Below are 21,990 nucleotides of genomic sequence, written 5' to 3' on the forward strand. Positions count from 1 at the left end.
GCAAAATGAACATCGGAGACGTGGCCGAGAAGTCCGGCTTGCCGCCCAAGACGATCCGCTATTATGAGGAGATCGGACTGGTGAAGCCTTTGCGCAGCGCAAACGGATATCGTACCTTTCTGGAAAGCGACGTCCACAAGCTCGCGTTTTTGGGCCGCGCCCGCGCGCTAGGATTTACTATAGAAGACTGCCGCAATCTGATGGCACTTTACGAGGATGACCAACGAGCCAGCGCAGAGGTCAAGGAGATCGCCGAACAGCATCTCGAACGGATCGACAAGAAAATCACTGAGCTTGAGCAAATGCGTGCGACGCTCTCGAATCTGGTTCATGCCTGTGCCGGAGACCACCGCCCGGATTGCCCAATTCTGGCAGACCTTGCCGCGACATGCCTGGACAACGAGTTGATTGAAAACACGGCATAGCGGGGATCCGCAGGCTTCGCCTGGGCGATCTTACGAACCGACGCGCTTTCATGATCGAACCGCGCCGATCCGAGGGTGATCGATGATCGCGGCGTCATCGCTTCCTCGTGCCCGGATTGTATCGGGTCGTCATGTTTTCCGTCCTTGTTACATATCGTGACAATTCCGAGGCGGAAACACCACGGCCTTTGGCATAGGACTTATTCAATGAAGTCAGAAAGCCCACATATCCTCGTCGTGGACGATCACCGCGAAATCCGTGATGCAGTAACACGCTTCCTGCAAAAAAGCGGCTTGCTGGCGACATCGGCGACCGATGCTGCCGATATGGATCAGAAGCTCGCCGTCGGCAGCTTTGACTTGATCGTTCTGGATGTGATGATGCCGGGCGAGGACGGGCTGTCGGTATGTCGCAGGCTGTCGGCTTCGGGATCCTGCCCGATTATCATGCTGACGGCGCTAGGTGACGACATGGACCGGATCATCGGGCTTGAGATTGGCGCGGATGACTACCTGCCCAAACCATTCAACCCGCGCGAGCTTCTGGCCCGGATAAAGGCTGTGCTCAGGCGCAGCGAGCGTCTGGATTCCCTCGCCGGGCGCCTGGCGGGAAAAACCGTTCAGTTCGCACATTGGCATCTTGATGTGGATCGACGCGCACTGCTGTCGGATTCCGGGATAAAGGATAGCCTATCCAATTCAGAGTTTCGCCTGCTGATCACATTTCTGGAACGGCCCAGGCTAATCCTTAGCCGCGAGCAGCTTTTGGACCTCACCGCCGGGCGATCAGCAGGCCCGTTTGACCGCACGATCGACAATCAGGTCAGCCGCCTGCGCCGCAAGATCGAGGCGGATCCAATGCGTCCGAGGATCATCACGACAGTCCGAAACGGCGGCTACTGTCTGGCAACGGACGTGGAGATTGCGTCGTGATCCGGAGCTTTATTCTGAGCTTGCGGGGGCAGTTGATCCTGCTTCTGCTAGGCGTGCTGCTGGCAGCCCAGATTGTGAGCTTGTTCTTTTTTGTCGATGAACGGAGCCTTGCCGTGCGCGCGGCACTGGGCTTCGAAGCGGCGGGGCGTGCCGCGAGCGTTGCGCGTCTGCTGGAAGAGGCCCCGAACGAATTGCACGCATCCATCCTGCGGGCCGCGAATTCACCGCTGGTTCGCTTTGATGTGACCGAAACCCCGCGAATTCTGGGCGTCAATCACAGTGATGGCGGACCGGTCGAGGACAGGATCAGAAGGCTTCTTGGCGATCAGTTCACCCGTGAAATCAGGGTCGATGTGCATGAAGTTGAGGGGACAATCTTGCCTTTGCCACATCTCTCACCCGACATGGCTGAAATGCATGTTGCGATGATGCGGGGCGATCTGTCGGCGATAGAGATGAGCGTTTCAATCGCGCTGTCGGGTGGCGATTGGCTAAATGTCGAAACCCGCTTCGAACGGCCGCCGCTGCAATGGGCCTGGGGCTCGACCCTGACCTTCGTGGTGACCGCTTCGGTCCTTCTGGCGGCTGGCTTCTGGTTCCTGATGGCACGGATCACAGGCCCGCTGCGACGTCTGTCCGTGGCCAGCGAACGTCTGGGACGCGGCGAGGATATGGAGCCCGTGAAACCGACCGGCCCGACCGAAGTGCGTGACCTGACGGCGGCCTTCGCTATCATGCAGCGCCGTCTGACCCGGTTCGTCGAGGACCGCACCCGCATGTTGGCGGCCATCGGCCACGATCTGCGCTCGCCGCTGACGGCGTTGCGGGTCAGGACGGAAATGGTAGATGACGCGGAAACGCGCTATGCGCTGACCTCCAGTATCGAAGAGATGCAGGGAATGCTGGATGCGACCCTGTCCTATGCCCGCGGCGTCAGTGCCTCCGAACCGTCAGAGCGCGTCTTGGTCGGTCAGTTGCTCAGCGATATCAACCAGACAATCACCACACCCGCAACTTTAGTGCCGGGGCCCGAAGTTGCGGTGTCGGTGCGCCCGTTCGCATTTCGGCGCGCGGTGCGCAACCTCATCGAGAATGCGCAGCGATACGGTGCCAATGCACGGGTCAGCCATGACGTTGAGGGCGACGTTCTGGCGATCAGGATTGCCGATAATGGCCCCGGCATTCCCGACAACCTGCTGGAGGATGTGTTCGCCCCTTTCCACCGGCTGGAGCAATCGCGGTCGCTGGATACCGGTGGCCATGGTCTGGGCCTGTCAATCGCGCGGGGCATCTTGCGGGCGCATGGCGGCGATGTCGTGTTGTCCAACTCCCCCGAGGGAGGGCTGATTGCCACCATAACCCTGCCGATCGATACGGCGGCCTCCGCGAATGGGCCCGAAAACGCACCGGGCGGGACCCACCCGCATCCCGAAATCGAACATTGAGGAAGACATGATCCCTGAACTCGGACACTTCGCGCTGACGCTCGCTTTTGGGTTTGCGCTGGTTCAAAGCGTCCTGCCGATGCTCGGGGCAAGCCGTGGCAACCTGCTCTGGATGCGGTCGGCGCGGGCGACATCGCTGGCGCAGATGGTTTTTACCTTCGTCGCCTTCGCGGCGCTGATGCGGTCATTCGTGGTCAGCGATTTCACCGTGTTGAACGTGGTCGAGAACTCGCATTCGCTCAAGCCCCTTCTGTTCAAGATCGCGGGCACCTGGGGCAGCCACGAGGGCTCTTTGCTGCTGTGGGTGCTGATCCTGACCGTGTTTGGGGCCGGTGTGTCGATCTTTGGCACCAATATATCGGAGGGGCTGCGAGCGCGGACCCTCTCGGTGCAGGCTTGGATCAGCGTTGGCTTCTTCAGCTTCATGCTGTTCACGTCAAACCCGTTCGAGCGGGTCTTTCCGCCGCCGCCGGATGGTCAGGATCTCAATCCGCTGCTTCAGGATGTTGGCCTCGCCATGCACCCGCCGCTTCTTTATTTTGGCTATGTCGGGTTTTCGATCGTATTCTCGTTCGCCGTCGCCGCGTTGATCGAGGGCCGCGTCGATGCGGCCTGGGCGCGGTGGGTCCGTCCGTGGACGCTCGCAGCCTGGGTCAGCCTGACAGCAGGCATCGCGCTCGGGTCATGGTGGGCTTACTACGAACTTGGCTGGGGCGGCTGGTGGTTCTGGGATCCGGTCGAGAACGTCAGCTTCATGCCGTGGCTTCTGGGCACTGCGTTGCTGCATTCGGCCATCGTGACCGAGAAACGGGACGCCTTCAAAAGCTGGACAATCCTTCTTGCGATCCTGACGTTCTCCATGTCGCTTCTGGGCACTTTCATTGTGCGCTCGGGGCTGCTCACGTCGGTCCACGCTTTCGCCGTGGACCCTGAACGCGGGCTCTATATCCTGTGGCTTCTGGGGCTCAGCATCGGGGGTTCCCTGCTGCTATTCGCATGGCGCGCCCCGGCGCTTGAATCCGGCGGCCTGTTTCGACCGATCAGCCGCGAAGCCGGATTGCTCGTGAACAACCTGGCTCTCGCCTCGGCGACCGGCACCGTCCTCTTCGGCACGCTCTATCCGCTGTTTGTCGAGGCACTCGCAGGGGAACGGCTTTCCGTCGGGCCACCCTTTTTCAACGCGACCTTTGTTCCGATGATGCTTCCCCTGGTTTTCGCCATGGCGATCGGGCCGTTTCTGTCGTGGAAACGCGCCGATCTTGCGGGTGTCTTGCAACGATTGAAATTCGCGGCAGTGCTGTCCGGTCTGACTGCGCTGGCTGTCTGGTACCTGACCGAGGGCGGGCCGGTTCTGGCCTATCTGTCCATTGCACTCGCGGTCTGGCTGTTCCTTGCCTCGGTGATGGAATGGGCAGGGCGGGTCCGGTTTGGCGAGGTGCCCATCAGCGAGGCACTGCGCCGCGCGAAGAACCTGCCACGCGCTGCCCACGGGATGACACTGGCCCATCTGGGCCTTGCCGTCGCGATACTGGGTTTCGTTGGCTCCAGTGCCTGGAAATCGGAAGAGATCGTGTTCGTCACGCCTGGAACAGAAATCTCGATTGCAGGGTTCGATGTGGTCTTCGAAGGCGTCGAGCGCGTGACCGGGCCGAACTATGTCGCCAATCGTGGAACCCTCGTCGTCGAACGCAACGGCAACTACGTGACGACCCTTTACCCGGAACGCAGGCAATATCCCGTGGCGCAATTCAGCACAACGGAATCGTCCATACGCTCTACACTTGCAGGCGACCTTTATGCCTCGCTGACGGAACCTGCCAGTGCAGAGGCCGAGGCACAGGGGGCCTGGACGCTGCGCATACTCTATGAACCACTGGTGAACTTCATCTGGATCGGTGCGGCAATGCTGGTTCTCGGTGGCGGTTTGTCGTTGTCGGACAGACGTCTACGTGTCGGCGCACCACGCCGCGCAGCCCGGCCGACAGCCACTGAAGCACCAGCGGAGTAAGCCCATGAAACGCCTTCTATTCGCTAGCCCGGTACTTGTCGCTCTGGTCTTTGGTGCTTTTTTCATCTGGGGCCTAAACCCCGAGCGCGATCCGAATTCCATCCCGTCTGTGCTGATTTCGCGCCCTGCCCCTGCTTTCAGCCTGCCGGAGATTGTGGGAACCGATGTGCCAGGCTTCTCGCGTGCTGATCTGGAGGGAAACGATGCCCCGGTCATCGTCAACATCTTCGCCTCCTGGTGCGTCCCGTGTCGGGCAGAGCACGCGGTGTTGACGCGGCTGGTCGCAGAGGAAGGGGTGCAGCTGTTCGGCATCAATTACCAGGATGAGCCGGAGGATGCTTTGCGTTGGCTGAACGAGCTCGGTAATCCCTACGCGCGCATCGGCTCTGATATCGAGGGGCGCGTTGCGATCGACTGGGGTCTGACCGGGGTGCCGGAAACCTTTATCGTTGGCCCGGACGGGACGGTCCTTTACAAACATGTCGGCCCGATCCTCGGCGATGCGGCCCTTCGTGACTTCACCACCGCCCTCTCGCAGGCCCGGCAGGCGGGCATGACATGATCAACCGACTTCTTTTTGCCCTCGCAGTGGTGCTGACCTCTGCGACCATCGCCCTGGCGGTCGAACCAGACGAAATGTTGGCAGACCCGGCACTGGAAGCGCGCGCGCGCGTGGTGTCGCAGCAGCTTCGCTGTGTCGTCTGCCAGAACCAGGACATCGACAGTTCCAACGCCGGTATTGCTCGCGATATGCGGGTGTTGGTTCGTGAACGCATCGTTGCCGGAGACAGCAACTCCGAGGTTCTGGACGCCATGGTGGCGCGCTACGGCAACTACGTTCTGCTACGCCCGCCCTTCAACACGCAGACCTATGCCCTGTGGTTCGCACCGCTTGCCCTGCTGCTTCTGGCCGCGTCCATCGGCATCTTTGTCGTCCGGCAGGCACGGCAAACACCTGTGGAACCCGATGCGTTGACCGCGGAAGAGGAGAACGCCCTCCGGGCGGTTATCGACACCCCGCCGCCGACGGAGCCCCGCCAATGACGCTTTTCCTGACTTTCGTGGCCATGTCGGCCCTTGCGATCCTGTTTGTGCTGCTGGCGCTGCGCCGGGGTGGCATGAGCAGCGGGGACCGCGACGCAGGCGCGATTGCCGTTCTGCGCGACCAACTGGTGGAAATCGAGCGGGACGAGGCACGCGGTCTGATCAACATCGCCGAAGCACGTGACGCCGGGATCGAGGTCAAGCGGCGATTGCTGACCTATACGGGTGGGCAGACCCGCGCGGCCCCCTCTCCTCGTCGTGGTGCGTGGGTTCTGGTTCCAGCCCTCGCGGTCGTCCTGACCAGCGGCATCGGGCTTTATCTCGTCCTGGGTCAACCCTCCGTTCCAAGCATGCCCTTCGCTGAGCGTGGGGCGGAACGGGCTGCGGCGAGTGAACTGGCAGGGCTGGCCGCCGAATTGCGCGACCGCCTGGAGGCCGAGCCGGATGGTGGGGCGCACGAGGGTTGGATCTTGCTAGGCCGGACCTTCATGCGGATGAACGACTATTCCGCAGCTGTCGGTGCGTTTACCGTCGCCTCCGAGCGCCCTGAAGCCTCATCAGCCTCATTTTCGCAGTTGGCAGAGGCCATGATTGCCAATGAAGATGGGATCGTGACACCCCTCGCCGAGGCCGCGATTGCCCGAGCGGTTGAAATGGATCCGCTCAATCCGGCAGCGATCTACTATCACGCCATCGCGCTTGACCAGACCGGCAGCAGCGCAATGGCCTATGATGCGCTCGCGGCTCGCATCGCTGTCGAGACCGAAATCGCGCCCTGGATGCAGATCTTCACCGCGCGGCTCAATCAGATCGGAGAGCGCATCGGTCGCGCGCCTGTGGGGCCGATGATGCTGATGGCGGGCAGTGACGCCCTCGGCCCCGATGCCGCAGATATGGCAGCAGCCGCCGAGATGAGCGCCGAGGACCGGGCCGCGATGGTGCAATCCATGGTCGCCCGCCTGGCCGCCCGGCTGGAGGAGGAACCGGATGATCTGGAAGGCTGGTTGCGGCTGGCCAATTCTTACCGGGTTCTGGGAGATCTCGATGCCGCCCGCGCCGCCCTGGCCCGGGCCGAGCCGCTGCTTCCCGAAACCGGCCCTGCGCGGCAAAGCTTCGATGATCTGTCCGACGATCTTGGTGAATGACCGCGTGCGGCAAGGCTCAGTTGGCGGCGGCAACCGCGCTGGTCTCGGCCTCGCGCAGTGCTTCCAGGACCGCCTCGGCGCTTAACAGCTCCGGCAGCGCTATTCCGTTCGGTGCGCCGGGGCCATAAACCGCGTTGAACGGGATGCCGTAGCGGTCGAATGCGGCCAGATAGCGGGAGATCTGCTCATCCGGACGCGTCCAGTCGGCGCGCATGGCAGTCACACCGGGTGCGGCCAGGGCCTCTGCCACCGAGTCGCGGTCCAGCACCAGAAGCTTGTTGGCCTGGCAGGTCAGGCACCAATCGGCGGTCACATCGACAAACACGACCTCCCCGCGTGAAACATGGCGGGCAATCGCGGCGCGGTCGAAGACGGCCCATTCGGTGCCCGTGTCCCTTTTTGTGCTGCCCTGATCGGCCAATTGACCTGCGGCGATGACAGGGGCAACGGCCAGCACCGCGACGCCGACCCATCTTGCAACCGACGGCACCCGCCGGATGGCAAGCAAGCTTATCAGGGCGGCGATCAAGCCGACCGTCACCAACACCGAGACCGGCCCGGCCACGCCCGACAAGACCCAGACCAGCCATGCCGCCGTCAAAAGCAGCAAGAGGCCCAGAACCGCCTTGAGCACGATCATCCACCGCCCCGGCTTCGGCATCATCAGCGCCAAGCGCGGATAGGCGGCGACCGCGAAATAGGGCGTGGCAAGACCGAGCCCGAGCCCGGTGAACACAACGCCGATATCGACGATACCGCCAGTCAACGCAAAAGCGATGGCGGTGCCAAGGAAGGGCGCGGAACACGGCGTGGCCAGCATTGCAGCAAAAGCCCCGGTGGCGATGTCCCCGGCATAGCCGCGCTGCGCACCGCTGCCTGCCAGGCGGGTCTGCAGCCGCGACGGCAATGAGATTTCAAACAGCCCCAACATGTTAGCGGCAAAAACGGCCAGGATCCCGACCATCAGAGCCAGAAATCCGGGGTTCTGGAACTGCAGCCCCCACCCCACTGTGACGCCGATCTGGCGCAGGGCAAATGTCGCCGCCGCAAGCACCCACATGAAAGCCATCACCCCGACGGCCGAGGCCAGAAAGCTTGCTCGAATTTCCCGGCCGGTCTTGTTCCCGCTGGTGATCACCGATGCCAGCTTGATCGACAGCACCGGCAGAACGCAAGGCATCACATTCAGGATAAGCCCGCCCAGAAAAGAGATCAGGCCAATCCAGACCAGGGCGGAAATCGGCCGTCGGTCAATTTGCCGTGCAAACGGGGCCGGTGGGGACGTTTCCAGGGCGCGCGCCTCAATTGTGCGTGCCAGTGCGCCATCGGTCAGCGTGATCACGGGCGCTGTCGCGTCCGGGTCGAGGGACAAGATCGGAAGCTGCGCCCAAAGCCCGCGCCCGTCACCCGCAAGCCGGATATCCGGTTCGCCAAACGCCGTGAAACTGCCCATTTCAGGAAACACGTCCGGTGTCTCGAAGGAATGAGTTCCACTTGCCGTGATGGTCAGCGTCCGAGCATCCTCGTTAACGAAGGCAGCAACGTCGGAGATCTCCGCGGTCGGGCCAACGAGCGGCACCAAGGCGGCAAAGGTCGCGATCCGCGCCGCCGAGACCCGGTCTATGGCGCCCTGCGTGCCAGACCCACCTGCCGGCAGATCGATTGCAAAGGCGAAGCTCGACGGGACGCAGATCTCGGAACAGACCAGAATATCGGCCTCGACCCGCAGGTTGACGGCTTCTCCCGGTCGCTCCAAATGGATGCGGATGGGCAGGACGACCTCCCCAGAATAGCCGAAATTCTGAATGCCGAAGGCGGTAAAGCGGTGGGGCGCGGGCCACAGGATCTCCACCTCCGCCACATTCACCGATCCCGTGAAATCCAGTTCGGGTGGCAAACCCACCTCACCCGGGCTTCGCCAATAGGTCTTCCAACCCTCCGACAACGACATGTCGAGACCGGCAGAGATCGAGGTCGCCCCCGGAGCAATCCTATTCTCGGCGGTGACAAGCGCGACCTCGATGGCGGGGCTGCTTGCGACATCGGAACTCGCCGACATGGCGGGCAACGACATCGACAAGAGCAGAGCGACCAGCGCGACCGCCGACCTTAAGGGGGCCACCATGCCCATGAGACGTGCCTTTCTCTGCTTATTCTGCGGCTATCTGACGACAAAACCCGTGCGGTTGCCGTCGCACTGTAGGCGGTAGATGCCTTCTCCGAGGTTTTCAACGGCTCGGCAGTCGGCCTCGACACCTGGCACTGCCAAGGCAGCGTTATCCAGCGTCAGCGCCGGATCATCGCATTGCTGAAACGCGATACCGCAACCGCCAAGTCCAAGCAAAAAGCCAAACAAACCAATGCTCCTTAGCCGATGTGGCCGCATGTTCAGCGGCTTTGTATGACGGTTCCGGGGCGCGCGATTGGCACAGCGTCCCGTTGTGGGTCAGATTCGGTTTGCTCTGATCCCGCCCCGTGACAGGATCGACCCATCATGCGGTGCATGATCACGTGCATTCCCAAGCACAATGCGAGCGGCAGAAACAGGCCGATATTGCCCAGAACCGCGCCAACGCCTCCGGTCAGCAAGACAATCGCTATGGGTGCGGCCATGATAAGACTACATGCAGCCATCCCGAACTTGGCAAACCGATTGCCGGTCTGGTTTAGATTTGACGTATTGCTCACCTTTATCACCTCGGATTGCGTTTCGATATTCCGATCCATTGAGTTGATTCCAGCGCGGGAAGGTCAATGTTACATAGCGATACAAAAATCACGAATTTGTAAGCCGCCTTTGGATTGACCTTCCCGCGCTGGAAGGCTCGAAAAGGCTCCTGTTACGCCTTCAAGAGCAGTGGCAGGTATGAGCGAGAACAAGACACAAACCCTCACGCGACGTCGGATGCTGACGGTGGCGGCGGTTGGATTGCCCGCATTGGCGGCCCCGTCCCTTCTTCTGGCCTCCAGCGACAGTGCGCAATCCGTTGCCGAATCCCGGCGCAACATATCGTCTTTTGCAGTGCATGACTGGCGCGACCATTTCGATGCCTTGGGCCTTGGGGTCATTCTGTCCGACACCAATCGGCGGATCCTGCAGCACTGGACGGCAGATGGCGAGATGCGGGTCTACCCCACCTCCGTTCCCGCGACGGATGAACTGACACGTCGCGGCTATACCGAAGTGGTAGAAAAGCGTGAAAATCCCGGATGGGCCCCGACCCCGTCGATGCGTGAACGATATCCCGAGTGGCCCGCCTATGTGCCAGGAGGCGATCCGACCAACCCGCTCGGGACACGGGCGCTTTATCTCAGTTGGCAATACTACCGCATTCACGGAACCCAGGACACACGCAAGATCGGACGGCGATCCTCGAACGGGTGTATTGGCCTTTTTAACGAACAGATCGAGGAAGTCTATGACCGCACCCCACTGGGCACGCAGGTCCGACTAATCTGAGCCCTTCGCCACCCGATATACCAGGAAAGCAAATCCAAATGTCAAAAGCAGGTATCGGCATCGCAGCCTTTTTCCTCATCGGTCTGGGACTGGCCGTCACCAATTTCCTTACCCGAGAGGAGGTGACACCGACGCATTCGATGGAACCTCCGGACCTTTCCGATGTGGAGCAAGGCGGTCCGATCGCCGCAGTAGCGCTGCCAAGCGAATTGTCGTCCGAGGCGCAGATCGGGCAGCGCGTGTTCGAGGCCGCCTGCGCCGACTGCCACGGGATCAACGCCGCCGGACAGAATGGCGTTGCACCGCCGCTTGTCCACATCACCTATGAGCCCAATCATCACTCGGACCAGTCGTTCCTGATGGCGGTGCGCAACGGCGTTCGCTCGCATCACTGGAATTTCGGCAACATGCCCACCATAGACGGGCTAACCAATGGCGATGTCCGGGCCATAATCCAGTATATCCGCGAGCTGCAGCGCGAGAATGGGATTTCCTAATGCGCCCAGGCATTGCGATAGCCGATCCGATCCGACTGATTGCCTTGGTTTGCCTCTTGGTTCTCGGCTTCGCGGCGAAAGCGATTCCTGACGCGGGCGACATTGCCAGAGGCCGGGCTGATGCTCCGGTCGGGACGCAGGACGGCCATTCACACGGCGTGCAGGATCACGTGCAATCGGGGCCGGATCAAACGGAGATCGGCGGGCATTGTCATCCGGGGCTAGAGTGCTCGCTCACGGCCGTGATGTCCGATCAGGAGAGAGTTTCCTTTTGGCGTCGTTTCGTCCAGCTCTCCGTCATCCACAATGGCCATCACCTGGCTTCTTTCACTCAGGTCGACGATCCCCCGCCTCCGCGAGGGTCGGTCTTGATGTAACCCCCAACATTCAAGACCGAGGACAGAAATATGAAAAAGACACTTGTGACCCTGACAGCCGGCAGTCTCCTTTTCGCAGGAATTGCCGCTTCGCATGAGGGTGCCACAGGCATCGTGCGCGACCGCATGGATGGCATGGTGGCGATGCGCGACGCGGTGCGCGATCTGACACCCATGATGCAGGGCCAGGCCGAATATGACCGCGAGGCCGTCATCGCTGCAGCGGCGGTGATCGAACGGCATGCAGGCAACACCATGACGGCGCTGTTTCCCGAAGGCAGCGACGACGACGCCTCCTATGCGCGGGCCGAGATTTGGCAGGACTGGCAGGCCTTCGAGGCGATGGCAATGCGGCTGGAACTCGTCGCCGGGGCGCTGGCCGAGGCCGCCGATAGCCCGCCGGGGTCGGACCTGCCCGGACAGATGGACAACTCCTCGATGATGGGTGGAGGCTCTGGCATGATGGGCGGTGGCTCTTCCATGATGGGGGGTGACGCCGGGCCGGATGCCGCGATGTTGGCGCAAATGCCAGTGGATCGCGTTTTCGCGGTTGTCGCTCAAGCCTGTTCGGCCTGTCACACCCAATTCCGCACCGAGCGTGATTGACCATGAAGAGGTGGAAACTTGCAGGCCTGCTATTTGGCGCGGCTGCGGCAACCTCCGGGGCCGTCATCTTCTGGCCTGTCGGAACTCGGCCCGACCCCATCGAGCTTGCTGGCGATGTCGGTCGTGGGGCCTATCTGGCCCGAGCCAGCGGCTGCATCGCCTGTCACACCAATGTCGCGGAGGGTGCCGCGCCGCTTGCGGGTGGCGTGGAACTGGAGACCCCGTTCGGCACCTTCTATTCCCCGAACCTGACCACCGATCCCGCGCATGGCATTGGTGACTGGACCATCGAGGACTTTGCCGTCGCCGTTCGACAGGGGATCAGCCCGGAGAGAGAGCCCTATTACCCAACCTTCACCTATCCGTTCTACGCGGATTTCACGGATCAGGATATTGCGGATCTCTGGGCGGCGTTTCAGACCGTGCCAGCGGTCGCCGAAGCGGCCCCTGCCCATGACGTCGGGTTCCCCTTCAACCTGAGATGGAGCCTGAAGCTCTGGCGGGCGGCCTTCCTCACCGACCCGGAAACGGAACCGGTGGAAGGGCAAAGCGATATCTGGAACCGGGGCCGGGAACTGGCCCGTGGTGCGGCCCATTGCGGTGCTTGCCATACCGGTCGCAACATCGCCGGTGCGCGGATTACCTCGTCCTTCTATGCGGGCAATGATGCCCTGCCCGGCGGCGATCATGCACCGTCGATCCGGCTGGAGCACCTGATCGACCAAGGGTGGACAGTGGAGTCACTCGTCTATGCGCTCGAGACCGGTATCACGCCGTCCGGGGATGTTTTCGGCGGCGGCATGGGCGAGGTGGTGCAATACGGCACCAGCTTCCTGACACCGGAAGATCGGTTGGCAATTGCCACCTACCTCATGGATCCAGAGGATGAGGCCTGGGTCCGGGAATGAAGAACTGATTTTCCCGGGCAGAGATGTCTGCCCGGGAAATTCGTGTGTTGAAGGATAGAGACGATCATGCAAACCAGACGACAGTTCATGGCAGGTACCGCCGCGGCCACCGCCCTGCTTGGTTTCCTGCCGCGCGAAGCTATGGCGACGGGCTCATTCGAGACGCTCGAAGCGATACCCGCATCGGTCCAGCTGGCACCCGACAGCTATCCGGCCACCGATATCTGGGGCTATGGCGGCACCGCCCCCGGCCCGATCCTGCGCGTGGACAAGGGCGGGAGGTTGCAAAGGCGCTTCGTCAACAGCCTGCCGCAGGCCAGCAGTATTCACTGGCACGGCATCCGTATCGACAATGCGATGGATGGCGTACCGGGCCTGACACAGGCCGCCGTCGAGCCCGGTGAAGGTTTCGATTATGACTTTTTGCTGCCGGATGCCGGAACCTATTGGTATCACTCCCATAACCACTCGACGGAGCAGGTGGCGCGCGGACTGTACGGAGCACTGATCGTCGAGGAGAGCACACCGCCCGACGTCGACCGGGACGAGGTTTTGGTGCTCGATGACTGGTTGATAGACCCGGAAACCGGGCAGCTTTCTGGTGATTTCGGCAGCCCGCATGCGCACAGTCACGCCGGGCGCATGGGAAATCTCATTCTGACGAACGGCATTTTCGACAATACCATGACTGTGCAACGCAACGAACGCCTGCGCCTGCGCCTGATCAATGCGGCGAATGCCCGGATCTTCGTCCTCGGGCTAATCGGGTTGGAGGGCTGGACCGTGGCGCTAGACGGAATGCCGTTGCCTGCACCCGAGCCGCTAGAGGAGGTGCTGGTGCTCGGCCCCGGCCAACGTGCCGATCTGATCGTGGATGTGATCGCCGAGGATGGCGGCACGGCCTATCTGGCCCGTGCAGATGAAGCGCGCAGCGCACCGCAGGTCACTTTCCATGTGCGCGGTCAGGCCAGCCTCGCCCGGCGCGGCGCTCCGGCCGCGTTGCCGCCCAATCCCGGCCACGCGATGCAGCTGTCGCAAGACACCGCTCGCCTGACCCTGAACATGGAGGGCGGCGCAATGGGTGGACTTCGCCAGGCCATGTATGAAGGCGAAGAGCACAGTTTCCGCAATCTGGCGCAGGCTGGGCAGTTCTGGGCGTTCAATGGAACGGTCGGGATGCCTGACACGCCACTGGCCACAATCGACCGTGGCCAAATCGTGCGACTGACGATCTTGAACGACACCGCCTTCCCGCACGCGATGCACCTGCACGGCATGCATTTCCGCGAGGTTCTGGAAGGCGATAGCCTGGGACCGATGCGCGATACGCTGCTGATGGCCAGCACTGAGCGCCGCGAGATCGCCTTTGCCGCCGACAATCCCGGTGACTGGCTGTTGCATTGCCACATGCTGTCCCATGCGGCTTCGGGCATGATGACCTGGGTTCGGGTCGCATGAAGCGCGCATGTTCAGCCCTCTCGGCGCTTGCGCTGGCTCTTTCAGCCACCAGCCCCTTGCCAGGCACCGCGCAGGAGGTCGTCAACGAAATTCCGATCATGCCCGAAGACGTGGATCTGAATCGGGGTGAAATGCTCTATGCAGAATCCTGCGCCACCTGTCACGGGGCTGCGCTCGAAGGTCAGCCCAACTGGCGCACGCCGGGTGATGATGGCGTGTTTCCCGCGCCGCCCCATGATGACGCAGGCCACACGTGGCACCATTCCGATGCCGTGCTTTTCAATTACTCGGCCCTGGGTGGCACCGAAGTGATGGCGCAGATGGGGATCGTGTTCAACAGCGGGATGCCGGGCTTTGCCGACACTCTCACCGAGCAGGAGATCTGGAATATCCTCGCCTTTATTCAATCCACATGGCCTGACCGGATGCGAGAGATCCAGGCCGTTCGTACAGAGGCGGAGTTGTCCGCACAGGGAGACCGCTGAAATGACCGCTATCAAACGAATACTCATCGCACTGTTGCTGCTGGTGCTGCCGCTGACAGCCTTTGCCCAGGTGGATCTGACCGAAGCGCGTGTGCGCGAACTTGTGCGCGAAACTCTGTTGGCGAACCCGGAAATCCTGGTGGAAGCGATCGCGATCCTCGAAGAGCGCGCGGCGCAGGACCGGGTGACCGCCGGCGCCGACATGATCGCCGCACAGCGCGAGGCACTGGAGAACGACCCCAATGCCCCGGTGCTGGCCAATCCCGAGGGCGATGTCACCATCGTGGAATTCTTCGACTACAATTGCCCCTATTGCCGCCGCGCCATGCCGACTGTCGAGGGCTTGATCCAGGCCGATCCCGGTATCCGTCTGGTCTATCGTGAGTGGCCGATCCTGGGCGAAGGCTCGGTCTTTGCCGCCCGCGCAGCGCTGGCCGCACGTCAGCAGGGGCTCTACGAGGAGTTTCACTGGGCCCTGATGGGCATGAGCGGGCGGGCCGAGGAACGCTCGGTCCTGGCGGTCGCGGAAGAAGTCGGTCTGGATATTGACCGGTTGCAGGCAGACATGGATGCCCCCGACGTCGCAGAGCATATCGAGACCTCGATGCGGCTCGCCGATCTTCTGGGCATCACGGGAACACCGACATTCATTCTGGGTGACAATCTTATCCCGGGCGCAGTGGAGCAGGACGTTCTTCAGCGATTGGTTTATGAGATGCGCGAGGGGCAAGCGGAATAGGGACTTGTAACAAAGGACAAGGCCAGGATGCCCTCGTGAAAGGAAGAGAAGCAAAATCGGGGTTGTTATGGCGGCTGGCGTCGCTGTCGCAACGATCATAATAAGGGAGAGCACTATGGCTTCAGACATGGCCCGCCGCACTTTTATTGCTGGCATTGGCGCAACCACAGCCCTCGGCGCATCCGGCAGCATTGCGCATCCCGTCGCCTTGCCCGAACGCTTCCTGCCGCAACTCGTCAATACCTATCGGCCCGATTGGCTGGTTGGCGATATCCACGTCACGCCCGACGACTTTTACCTCTATTTCATGCTGGGTCGCGGTTTGGCCATCCGCTACGGTGTCGGGGTCGGTCGCGCCAACCTTTACGAGGCAGGCACTTTTACAGTGGCACGCAAGGCGGAATGGCCGTGGTGGCGGCCGACGGATGCCATGATCCGGCGTAGTCCCGAACGCTATGCCCAGTTCGCGGATGGTGTTCCCGGTGGGCCAAGCAACCCACTCGGTGCGCGAGCGCTCTACCTCTACGATGCCGGTGGGCACGACACTTATTTGCGGATTCATGGTACCAACGCGCCTGCCACCATTGGCAGTGCCGTATCCAATGGCTGTGCCCGCTTGACCAACGAGCATGTCATCGATCTCTACCCGCGCGTAGACATCGGCGCGCAGGTCCACCTCTATCCTAAGGTGAACACGGCCTAATCCGGCGAGCCGCCTCAGTCCCGTGGCCCGCATCCGGCAAAACCGGATGACGTTTCTGTGGGGCAAGCGAACGGTCGATAGATCGACGATGCGATCGAGTCCTAGAACCTGTTCTCGGCTCCCTTGACGGCAAGTTCAATCGTTCTTTGGCAATGCCCAATCTCATAGTTGATAGGTTGAATCGCATGCGATCTCCTATCCTCGACAAGCCCGTACCGTTGGTAATCAAGGTCGCATCGAAATGATCGGAGTCGTTCAACCTCAGCAGGTTGCCTTTGCCTCTTCGGTTTGCCGGGCGACCACCGCAGGGGCGGAGATGCCCGAGGGGAACGGACTGCAAGACAAGGTGCAACTGGTTTTCATGGGTAAAACGCAGAACAACGAATGCAATAAGATAGCCCAATCCATCATTGGCGCAACCGTTGCGCCCTCGCGGCCATCCGCACCACCTTTGCGCTGGTTGCTGTGCCGACCCTGCGTACAACTTCTGGTGTCTGCGCAGCCCTCCGCCCGATCGTTTCCCCAATCGTCAGCGCGCCGATCCGAGCCCTGCCTTTTACTCCAGCAGTGTTGAAGAGCCCTCGCATCACCCCAGTCGATCCGGCAACAACAGCGGGTGCCGCTGCCACCATCAGGTTCCCCGAGATGCCCCGCACGATCAGGGGTGTTGCTGCCACAAATCCCTTGGCCAAGAAGACCATCACGAAGAATGGCACCAGCGACCCGATATTGGTCGCGGAGCTCGGATCCCCAAGTTGAGCCAGAAGTGCATTGGCCATGCCGACGACGGTCGAGAACATCGCGGCGATGACAACCGGGTAGAAGGCATAGCTGATCGTGGTCGAAACCCACCTATGGAAGAAATCCTTGGTCGCATCGAAAAGTGACAGCGCGATCATGATCGGTGCGAGGCCGAGCATCAGCGTCAGCATCATCTTGGCGAAGATGAGCACGATGCCGGTCATGAATCCGAGCAGGCTCAGCAGGATGAGACCGATCCCGCCCAGGATCGCACCTGTCATCCAGTTCAGGTTGCTGCCGATGGCGTTCAAGTATTGGCTGAACTCTGAAATGAGATCATCGAACTCGGCCGCGAAGTATGTGGCCCCCGCCCCTCCGCCGCCGACCGAGGAAATCAGGGCTCCAGCGACATAGTCGAGCCCGCCGATAATGGCATTCGCGACCGCGTTGAAGTTGGCCCAGTTGAAGGCGAAGAGCCCTATCAACATCAGCTTTATCAGGTACCAAAAGAAGCTGGCCCCATCCATGCTGCGGAACTGAAAGGCCATGTTGATGCAGACGCCGATCAACGACAGCGTGACCATCAGCAGGACGATCGTGCCGGTATTACTCGCCACGGCCCCAAACTGGGACTCGGCGGCATCGGCAAGGAACCCATCGGCGGTTCCGACCATCCAGCTGACGACCCCCATTACCAGTTGCCTTGCGCTTCGCAGAGATCCTGGACGTCACGGGCGATCTGGTTCTGTTGGTCCCTGAGGGCAAGCCGAGCTTGAGTGTGTTCGGCTTGCGTACTTGATGAGAACCGTTCTTCGTATTCCGCTGATACGGAATCCCAGGTCGGGAAGCGGACATCACAACCACAATCGCTTGATGACCTGATCGCCTGCCAAGCACGCAACTCATAGAGCCGCATCAGCGTCAGCGCCTTGTAGGCCTCGCGCGGGTGGACCTCGTCCATCCAGGTTGGACGTGCGGGCCGGTCATTGCAGATCCGGTACTGCTGGGGCGCGATGGTCACTGTGAGATCGTTCGTCACCTGTGGCGCGGTCTGGGCCACGAGGGGTGCGGCCAGCATGATGACGGCCGCGGCGAGGGTGATCTTGCGCATGGAGGTTTCCTTTCGGTTCATTCGGCCGCGACCGCGGAGCGCTTTGCGCCCTCGGTTCTGGCTGTGCTCTGGACTGAATGTCTTGCCTGACCCGGTAGGAAAAACTCAGTGATGCCGCGCGCCCCTTCATGGCGGCCTGCCTGAATGATCACGTCAATCGAGCCTTCGATGTAATCGACCATGTCAGCATAGGTCATCGGCATATCGGTTTTCAGGGCGGCGATGGCGAGCCGGCGCACGGCCAGTTGTGGGGTCTCGGCATGCAGTGTGGTCAGCGATCCACCGTGACCGGTGTTGATCGCCTCGAGAAACGTCATCGCTTCGCGCCCGCGGACTTCGCCCAGGACGATCCGGTCGGGTCGCATGCGAAGCGTTGAGGCCAAGAGCACATCGGCACTGCGGGCATCCGTGTCCCGGTCCGCGATCAACGTCACGACATTGGGCTGCTCGGGGCGCAGCTCGGCCGCCTCCTCGATGGTGATGATCCGCTCTTCGGGCGGGATCAGCGAAAGGATCTTGCGCGCCGCGACCGTCTTGCCGGTCGATGTGCCGCCCGAGACGATCATGTTGAGCTTGTTCTCGACGCAAAACCGCAGCGCGGCGTCTATGTCGCCGGACCTCACCACATCGCGCAGCGCGGCGTTCCGTTCCCGACGCAGATCCTCAAGGCTGCGTTCCTTGCCGAAAAGGAATCCGAGTTTGATCTTCTCAAGCGGCAGGGAGGAGAAGAACCTAAGAGAAATTGAGAAACCGCCCTCGACTGCCGGCGGCTGGATCACCTGCGCACGGATCGGGCGATTTCGATACAGGATCGAGACTGAGACGATAGGCTTCTTGGTGCTGAGTGTCGTCGAGGCGGCCGACGCGATCTGGTTGCCGAGGTCCTTGATCTCGGTCTGGCTCAGCGGGCTGCCGAGACCTCGCATGAAGTGGTCGCCCTGGAATTCTCCCCAGACTTGTCCGTCGGGATTGATACAGATCTCGATCGTGTCGTCGCGCAGGATATCGGGGCCGAAACGGTCGAGCGACGCTTCCAGATAACTTGCAGCCATGTCAGAAAATCTCGAGGTCACGATCAACCATGACCGTGATCCGTGTACCCTGGTCGACATGTATCACTGACCGGATCGCCAGATAGTCCTGCATCACGCTTTGCGTGCTATCGCGCAGATCCGTGCCGACATCGCTCGCAACATCGGCCGCCGCCTCGCTGTCGATTTGACCCGCTGCAGCCGCAGGCAAGGCGCCGATCAAGGAGATCAGCGCGGCGGAGCCGAACCGCTCTGCGAAACGGGTGTCGACAGACCCAGTGGTACCCGTACGGCCGAGTTCGTCTCCACCGAAGGCACTGATCTGCACGGTCTGATTATCGGGCAAGATGATCCGGTCCCATGCCACCATGACGCGCGATTGGGCAAGTGCGACATCTGAGCGGTAGCGCCCGATCAGCCGCGCGCCGCGCGGGATCAGGATACGCGTTCCATCGAAAGAATGGACGTCTTCCGAGACGATGGCGCGGATCGCGCCGGGCAGTGTGCTGTCGAGGGCCGTCTCTGTCACAGCCTGAATCATGGTGCCCTGAACAACCGTGTTCGATGGGTTCGCGATCACTTCGGCACGTGTCACCTGTGCTGGTTGCGCGCCCGAACGAACAAAGGCTTCATCTGCATTCAGACGCGCGGCTTCCAGCGTATTCTCCCTATCCGCACCCGCGCCCATCCCGGAGAACGCGATCATAGGAGACGCGATGCGCTCTGCGCGGGCCTCGGCTTCGGCTGCGCGCCGCCTTTCGAGTTCGGCCAGCCGCAATTCTTCTTCACTTGGTCCCAATGAGGTCGGCTCTGGTGTTACAAGCCGTGCAAGCTCCAAGTCCATGCGGAGCTGATCCAATTCGCGATCCCGCTCGGTCAGCTGCCGCTCGAGGGCACGCTGCGCCTCGGCGGATGCTTCCTGTAAGGTGGCAATTTGCGCCGTCAGGTCCGCAATAGCCTGCTCCGCCCCGCTATCCGCGGCCTCGGCCGGTCTTGCGCGCAACTCGTCAAGTTCCGCTTGAAGAGCGGCGAGGCTCTCCATCAGGGCCTGTTCGGTCTCGGACGGTCCGGTGTCTGTTGGTGGAGGCGGAGCGGGCTCAGCCACTGGCATAGGCGCCAGGTCCCCGAATCCTGATCCTTGCGACTGGAACTCCTCGGGAGCGGCCGTCGCCATGAGGGGCTGTGGGGCAGGTTTCAGAGCAGCCCAGGCAAGGCCGCCCAAGATGAGGAACGCGGATCCGCCGAGCAAGGCGGTGAGGGCAGACGAGCGGCCGCGAGGACGCACCCTGCCCGACGTCCGTTCCAGGGCCGCGAGCCGGGCGGTAAGGTCTTCGGTTTCCTGCGTCATGACGCGGCCTCGCGTCCCAGATCCTGGACACAGACGATACCCTCACCCAGGCGGAGCACCCACTGCTGGTTGACACCCGAGACCCGGATCACCCCGTCACCCTGGGCCATGCTATTGACCGCCCGCTCGGCCCCGTTCGAATATCGGAAGATGGCGGGCACCGGCGCGTTCCGTGCCAAGCGGAAATACGTGAAGGTTCCATCATCCCAGATCGCGTTGGGCGTGAAATCCTCTTCGGAGCTCACACCGTAATTCGCGTAGGGCGCGTCGGCCGCGACAGCGTGGGTCGGTTCGACGCGGGTTTCCGGGTAGCGGAACTGAACCACGTAATGGGGTGTTTCGCGCGCCTCGACGACGTGGAAATAGTAGGAGCGGCGGTTGGTGTAGACGGTGATGTTGGTCGTGACGCCTGAAGCCATGGGCTTGATCGCGAAGGCGCGCCCGCCTGGCACACCGTCGAGCTGGAACCCCACCGTATCGCCCGCGATGATCGAGCGGATGGTTTCGCCTTCGCCGAACTCGACCGTGGTCACGCGCGTCAGACTGGTGACCAGCCGGTAGACCTGTCCCGGTTGCCAGGTCGCGATGCGAACACGTGTGTCGTGAGACCCTGGACGTGGGGTTGCCTCGGCGAACACGGCCCCGGATGAGAAGGCCAAGGCTCCGGCAAGGAGCAGGGCGGAAACGGGAAAGCGGGTCATTCTGAACGGTCCGATCGGATGGCATATTGGGTGACGATGAAGCCGAAGGGGTTCTGCCAGACATCGTCGAGGGAACGGGTCCGCTCCGGCTGGAAATCAAACATCAATGTCACGGTGAAGGATCCGTCCTGCACCCCTTGCGGGCTGGTCAGGCGCTTCCTCAGGCGCACCTGAGCGCGGTTCTCGCCAATGAGGGTGATCGAGTCGATCTCAACAGCCATCTCGGCCGCGCCCCCGTATCGCGATGGCGGATAGTTCTCCTGTCCCGAGGTCCACATCGCGCGCATGCTGGCCTCGGCCGACCCAGAAGACTGTGCCAGGACGCGGCGGACACGAAGATCGTTGTCGAGCTGGTTGTAGGTCTCGCGGTCGAGAATGTAGCGGTAGATCTGTGCCTCGATCACAGCAGGCCGTTCGGCAAGCGACACGGCGGCGACCGCCGCGTTCGGAAGCGCCATGCCGGTTTCGGGATCGTAGGGCACAACCACGGGAGGCGGCGTCTCGACCATCAGCGCGACAACGGCCGCCACCAGGCATCCGATCACGCCAAAGCCTGCTCCCGAAAGCCCGATCGCCTTCCACAGCTGTTCCCGGCGCAGGGCACCGTAGACAAGTTCCTCTTCCACGAGCTCGCGCGCGTTCATTTCCGCGAGGCCGCTCATGGCCGCAGTTCCGGCAGGGTGAAGTCCATGTAGCGTTGTTCCTCGGCGATGGTCGCAGCATCAACGAGACCGGTGGTCCCCGCGCCGTAACCGCCTCATTGTTACCGCGGCGATTCAGCTTTGATGCGCGCCGCCAGATCGGTGTCATCCACGAAGTCATCAA

At 61.8% G+C, this 21,990-nt stretch carries 25 protein-coding genes and 1 pseudogene; 15 read left to right on the forward strand and 11 right to left on the reverse strand.

All coding sequences use genetic code 11. The features are described 5' to 3' along the window. Positions 1–5 precede the first annotated feature (5 nt). The 7 genes from cueR (at position 6) to ccmI (ending at position 7,000) form a co-directional block, all read left to right on the forward strand. Positions 6–425, forward strand: coding sequence for a Cu(I)-responsive transcriptional regulator (gene cueR / locus BKY27_RS16710; protein WP_071675626.1), 420 nt, complete (start codon positions 6–8; stop codon positions 423–425). Positions 426–632: 207 nt separating this feature from the next. Further along, complete coding sequence (locus tag BKY27_RS16715) at positions 633–1,358, forward strand: response regulator (RefSeq protein WP_071675627.1); 726 nt, start codon at positions 633–635, stop codon at positions 1,356–1,358. Beyond that, a complete protein-coding gene (locus BKY27_RS16720; protein ID WP_071675652.1) occupies positions 1,358–2,803 on the forward strand; it encodes an ATP-binding protein in 1,446 nt (481 codons plus the stop codon). The genes BKY27_RS16715 and BKY27_RS16720 overlap by 1 nt, the downstream gene beginning before the upstream one ends. Positions 2,804–2,810: 7 nt before the next feature. After that, positions 2,811–4,811 (forward strand): heme lyase CcmF/NrfE family subunit, encoded by a 2,001-nt coding sequence (locus tag BKY27_RS16725; protein ID WP_071675628.1) that lies wholly within the window; start codon positions 2,811–2,813, stop codon positions 4,809–4,811. 4 nt (positions 4,812–4,815) lie between these two features. Beyond that, on the forward strand, positions 4,816–5,373 hold the full coding sequence (locus BKY27_RS16730; RefSeq protein WP_071675629.1) for a DsbE family thiol:disulfide interchange protein: 558 nt from the start codon (positions 4,816–4,818) through the stop codon (positions 5,371–5,373). After that, positions 5,370–5,855, forward strand: a complete 486-nt coding sequence (locus tag BKY27_RS16735; RefSeq protein ID WP_146636280.1) for a cytochrome c-type biogenesis protein — start codon at positions 5,370–5,372, stop codon at positions 5,853–5,855. Before BKY27_RS16730 ends, BKY27_RS16735 begins: the two co-directional genes overlap by 4 nt. Continuing rightward, complete coding sequence (ccmI, locus tag BKY27_RS16740; RefSeq protein ID WP_071675630.1) at positions 5,852–7,000, forward strand: c-type cytochrome biogenesis protein CcmI; 1,149 nt, start codon at positions 5,852–5,854, stop codon at positions 6,998–7,000. Before BKY27_RS16735 ends, ccmI begins: the two co-directional genes overlap by 4 nt. A gap of 16 nt (positions 7,001–7,016) precedes the next feature. Here ccmI and BKY27_RS16745 read toward each other — a convergent pair whose 3' ends face one another. The 3 genes from BKY27_RS16745 to BKY27_RS16755 all read right to left on the reverse strand — a co-directional run bounded on the left by BKY27_RS16745 (position 7,017) and on the right by BKY27_RS16755 (position 9,727). After that, positions 7,017–9,059 (reverse strand): protein-disulfide reductase DsbD family protein, encoded by a 2,043-nt coding sequence (locus tag BKY27_RS16745; protein WP_233491873.1) that lies wholly within the window; start codon positions 9,057–9,059, stop codon positions 7,017–7,019. A gap of 102 nt (positions 9,060–9,161) precedes the next feature. Beyond that, positions 9,162–9,356 (reverse strand): hypothetical protein, encoded by a 195-nt coding sequence (locus BKY27_RS16750; protein ID WP_071675632.1) that lies wholly within the window; start codon positions 9,354–9,356, stop codon positions 9,162–9,164. Between the two features lie 32 nt (positions 9,357–9,388). Continuing rightward, a complete protein-coding gene (locus tag BKY27_RS16755; RefSeq protein WP_084668015.1) occupies positions 9,389–9,727 on the reverse strand; it encodes a DUF2933 domain-containing protein in 339 nt (112 codons plus the stop codon). Positions 9,728–9,866: 139 nt separating this feature from the next. Between BKY27_RS16755 and BKY27_RS16760 the strand changes: the two genes are divergently transcribed. Both BKY27_RS16760 and BKY27_RS16765 read left to right on the forward strand, forming a co-directional pair. Further along, positions 9,867–10,460 (forward strand): L,D-transpeptidase, encoded by a 594-nt coding sequence (locus tag BKY27_RS16760; RefSeq protein ID WP_071675633.1) that lies wholly within the window; start codon positions 9,867–9,869, stop codon positions 10,458–10,460. 38 nt (positions 10,461–10,498) lie between these two features. Further along, entirely contained in the window at positions 10,499–10,957 is a 459-nt protein-coding gene (locus tag BKY27_RS16765; protein WP_071675634.1) for a c-type cytochrome, read from the forward strand. Here BKY27_RS16765 and BKY27_RS20180 read toward each other — a convergent pair. Next, positions 10,954–11,106: a hypothetical protein gene (locus BKY27_RS20180; protein WP_158514995.1), complete on the reverse strand. Its 153-nt coding sequence runs from the start codon at positions 11,104–11,106 to the stop codon at positions 10,954–10,956. The genes BKY27_RS16765 and BKY27_RS20180 overlap by 4 nt on opposite strands. 258 nt (positions 11,107–11,364) lie before the next feature. On the opposite strand from BKY27_RS20180, the gene BKY27_RS16775 reads away from it, so the two are divergent. The 6 genes from BKY27_RS16775 (at position 11,365) to BKY27_RS16800 (ending at position 16,233) form a co-directional block, all read left to right on the forward strand. Continuing rightward, positions 11,365–11,940, forward strand: a complete 576-nt coding sequence (locus tag BKY27_RS16775) for a c-type cytochrome (RefSeq protein ID WP_071675636.1) — start codon at positions 11,365–11,367, stop codon at positions 11,938–11,940. A gap of 2 nt (positions 11,941–11,942) precedes the next feature. Beyond that, on the forward strand, positions 11,943–12,848 hold the full coding sequence (locus BKY27_RS16780; RefSeq protein ID WP_071675637.1) for a c-type cytochrome: 906 nt from the start codon (positions 11,943–11,945) through the stop codon (positions 12,846–12,848). A gap of 66 nt (positions 12,849–12,914) precedes the next feature. Continuing rightward, the gene (locus BKY27_RS16785) at positions 12,915–14,306 is read left to right on the forward strand and encodes a multicopper oxidase family protein (RefSeq protein ID WP_267888899.1); all 1,392 of its coding nucleotides are present in this window, start codon (positions 12,915–12,917) and stop codon (positions 14,304–14,306) included. Beyond that, on the forward strand, positions 14,303–14,791 hold the full coding sequence (locus tag BKY27_RS16790; protein WP_071675639.1) for a c-type cytochrome: 489 nt from the start codon (positions 14,303–14,305) through the stop codon (positions 14,789–14,791). The genes BKY27_RS16785 and BKY27_RS16790 overlap by 4 nt, the downstream gene beginning before the upstream one ends. A 1-nt stretch (position 14,792) precedes the next feature. Next, entirely contained in the window at positions 14,793–15,530 is a 738-nt protein-coding gene (locus tag BKY27_RS16795) for a DsbA family protein (protein WP_071675640.1), read from the forward strand. Between the two features lie 115 nt (positions 15,531–15,645). Beyond that, positions 15,646–16,233, forward strand: coding sequence for a L,D-transpeptidase (locus tag BKY27_RS16800; protein ID WP_233491874.1), 588 nt, complete (start codon positions 15,646–15,648; stop codon positions 16,231–16,233). 407 nt (positions 16,234–16,640) lie between these two features. On the opposite strand, the gene BKY27_RS16805 is transcribed toward BKY27_RS16800, so the two are convergent. The 7 genes and pseudogenes from BKY27_RS16805 to BKY27_RS20395 all read right to left on the reverse strand — a co-directional run. Then, positions 16,641–17,666, reverse strand: coding sequence for a type IV secretion system protein (locus BKY27_RS16805; RefSeq protein WP_071675641.1), 1,026 nt, complete (start codon positions 17,664–17,666; stop codon positions 16,641–16,643). After that, positions 17,666–18,085: a hypothetical protein gene (locus BKY27_RS16810; protein ID WP_071675642.1), complete on the reverse strand. Its 420-nt coding sequence runs from the start codon at positions 18,083–18,085 to the stop codon at positions 17,666–17,668. Before BKY27_RS16810 ends, BKY27_RS16805 begins: the two co-directional genes overlap by 1 nt. Before the next feature lie 17 nt (positions 18,086–18,102). Continuing rightward, entirely contained in the window at positions 18,103–19,137 is a 1,035-nt protein-coding gene (locus BKY27_RS16815; protein ID WP_071675643.1) for an ATPase, T2SS/T4P/T4SS family, read from the reverse strand. A 1-nt stretch (position 19,138) separates the two neighbouring features. Continuing rightward, positions 19,139–20,464, reverse strand: coding sequence for a TrbI/VirB10 family protein (locus tag BKY27_RS16820; protein WP_071675644.1), 1,326 nt, complete (start codon positions 20,462–20,464; stop codon positions 19,139–19,141). Beyond that, complete coding sequence (locus BKY27_RS16825) at positions 20,461–21,165, reverse strand: TrbG/VirB9 family P-type conjugative transfer protein (RefSeq protein WP_071675645.1); 705 nt, start codon at positions 21,163–21,165, stop codon at positions 20,461–20,463. The genes BKY27_RS16820 and BKY27_RS16825 overlap by 4 nt, the downstream gene beginning before the upstream one ends. Next, positions 21,162–21,809 (reverse strand): virB8 family protein, encoded by a 648-nt coding sequence (locus tag BKY27_RS16830; RefSeq protein ID WP_071675656.1) that lies wholly within the window; start codon positions 21,807–21,809, stop codon positions 21,162–21,164. Before BKY27_RS16830 ends, BKY27_RS16825 begins: the two co-directional genes overlap by 4 nt. A 14-nt stretch (positions 21,810–21,823) precedes the next feature. After that, positions 21,824–21,913: pseudogene (locus BKY27_RS20395) on the reverse strand (type IV secretion system protein); the annotation flags it as partial. Between the last annotated feature and the right edge of the window lie 77 nt (positions 21,914–21,990).

Origin of the sequence: Nioella nitratireducens, from assembly GCF_001879715.1 — a bacterium.
GTDB classification, from domain to species: Bacteria; Pseudomonadota; Alphaproteobacteria; order Rhodobacterales; family Rhodobacteraceae; genus Nioella; species Nioella nitratireducens.

Coding starts and splice junctions, on each gene's coding strand:
- BKY27_RS16785 (WP_267888899.1), top strand. CDS start 12,915: ATGCAAACCAGACGACAGTTCATGGCAGGTACCGCCGCGGCCACCGCC.
- BKY27_RS16775 (WP_071675636.1), top strand. CDS start 11,365: ATGAAAAAGACACTTGTGACCCTGACAGCCGGCAGTCTCCTTTTCGCA.
- BKY27_RS16725 (WP_071675628.1), top strand. CDS start 2,811: ATGATCCCTGAACTCGGACACTTCGCGCTGACGCTCGCTTTTGGGTTT.
- BKY27_RS16795 (WP_071675640.1), top strand. CDS start 14,793: ATGACCGCTATCAAACGAATACTCATCGCACTGTTGCTGCTGGTGCTG.
- BKY27_RS16745 (WP_233491873.1), bottom strand. CDS start 9,059: ATGTCGGCGAGTTCCGATGTCGCAAGCAGCCCCGCCATCGAGGTCGCG.
- BKY27_RS16820 (WP_071675644.1), bottom strand. CDS start 20,464: ATGACGCAGGAAACCGAAGACCTTACCGCCCGGCTCGCGGCCCTGGAA.
- BKY27_RS16830 (WP_071675656.1), bottom strand. CDS start 21,809: ATGAACGCGCGCGAGCTCGTGGAAGAGGAACTTGTCTACGGTGCCCTG.
- ccmI (WP_071675630.1), top strand. CDS start 5,852: ATGACGCTTTTCCTGACTTTCGTGGCCATGTCGGCCCTTGCGATCCTG.
- BKY27_RS16800 (WP_233491874.1), top strand. CDS start 15,646: ATGGCTTCAGACATGGCCCGCCGCACTTTTATTGCTGGCATTGGCGCA.
- BKY27_RS16730 (WP_071675629.1), top strand. CDS start 4,816: ATGAAACGCCTTCTATTCGCTAGCCCGGTACTTGTCGCTCTGGTCTTT.
- cueR (WP_071675626.1), top strand. CDS start 6: ATGAACATCGGAGACGTGGCCGAGAAGTCCGGCTTGCCGCCCAAGACG.
- BKY27_RS16780 (WP_071675637.1), top strand. CDS start 11,943: ATGAAGAGGTGGAAACTTGCAGGCCTGCTATTTGGCGCGGCTGCGGCA.
- BKY27_RS16815 (WP_071675643.1), bottom strand. CDS start 19,137: ATGGCTGCAAGTTATCTGGAAGCGTCGCTCGACCGTTTCGGCCCCGAT.
- BKY27_RS16810 (WP_071675642.1), bottom strand. CDS start 18,085: ATGCGCAAGATCACCCTCGCCGCGGCCGTCATCATGCTGGCCGCACCC.
- BKY27_RS16765 (WP_071675634.1), top strand. CDS start 10,499: ATGTCAAAAGCAGGTATCGGCATCGCAGCCTTTTTCCTCATCGGTCTG.
- BKY27_RS16755 (WP_084668015.1), bottom strand. CDS start 9,727: ATGGATCGGAATATCGAAACGCAATCCGAGGTGATAAAGGTGAGCAAT.
- BKY27_RS16715 (WP_071675627.1), top strand. CDS start 633: ATGAAGTCAGAAAGCCCACATATCCTCGTCGTGGACGATCACCGCGAA.
- BKY27_RS16825 (WP_071675645.1), bottom strand. CDS start 21,165: ATGACCCGCTTTCCCGTTTCCGCCCTGCTCCTTGCCGGAGCCTTGGCC.
- BKY27_RS16760 (WP_071675633.1), top strand. CDS start 9,867: ATGAGCGAGAACAAGACACAAACCCTCACGCGACGTCGGATGCTGACG.
- BKY27_RS16790 (WP_071675639.1), top strand. CDS start 14,303: ATGAAGCGCGCATGTTCAGCCCTCTCGGCGCTTGCGCTGGCTCTTTCA.
- BKY27_RS16735 (WP_146636280.1), top strand. CDS start 5,370: ATGATCAACCGACTTCTTTTTGCCCTCGCAGTGGTGCTGACCTCTGCG.
- BKY27_RS20180 (WP_158514995.1), bottom strand. CDS start 11,106: ATGGCCGTCCTGCGTCCCGACCGGAGCATCAGCCCGGCCTCTGGCAAT.
- BKY27_RS16805 (WP_071675641.1), bottom strand. CDS start 17,666: ATGGGGGTCGTCAGCTGGATGGTCGGAACCGCCGATGGGTTCCTTGCC.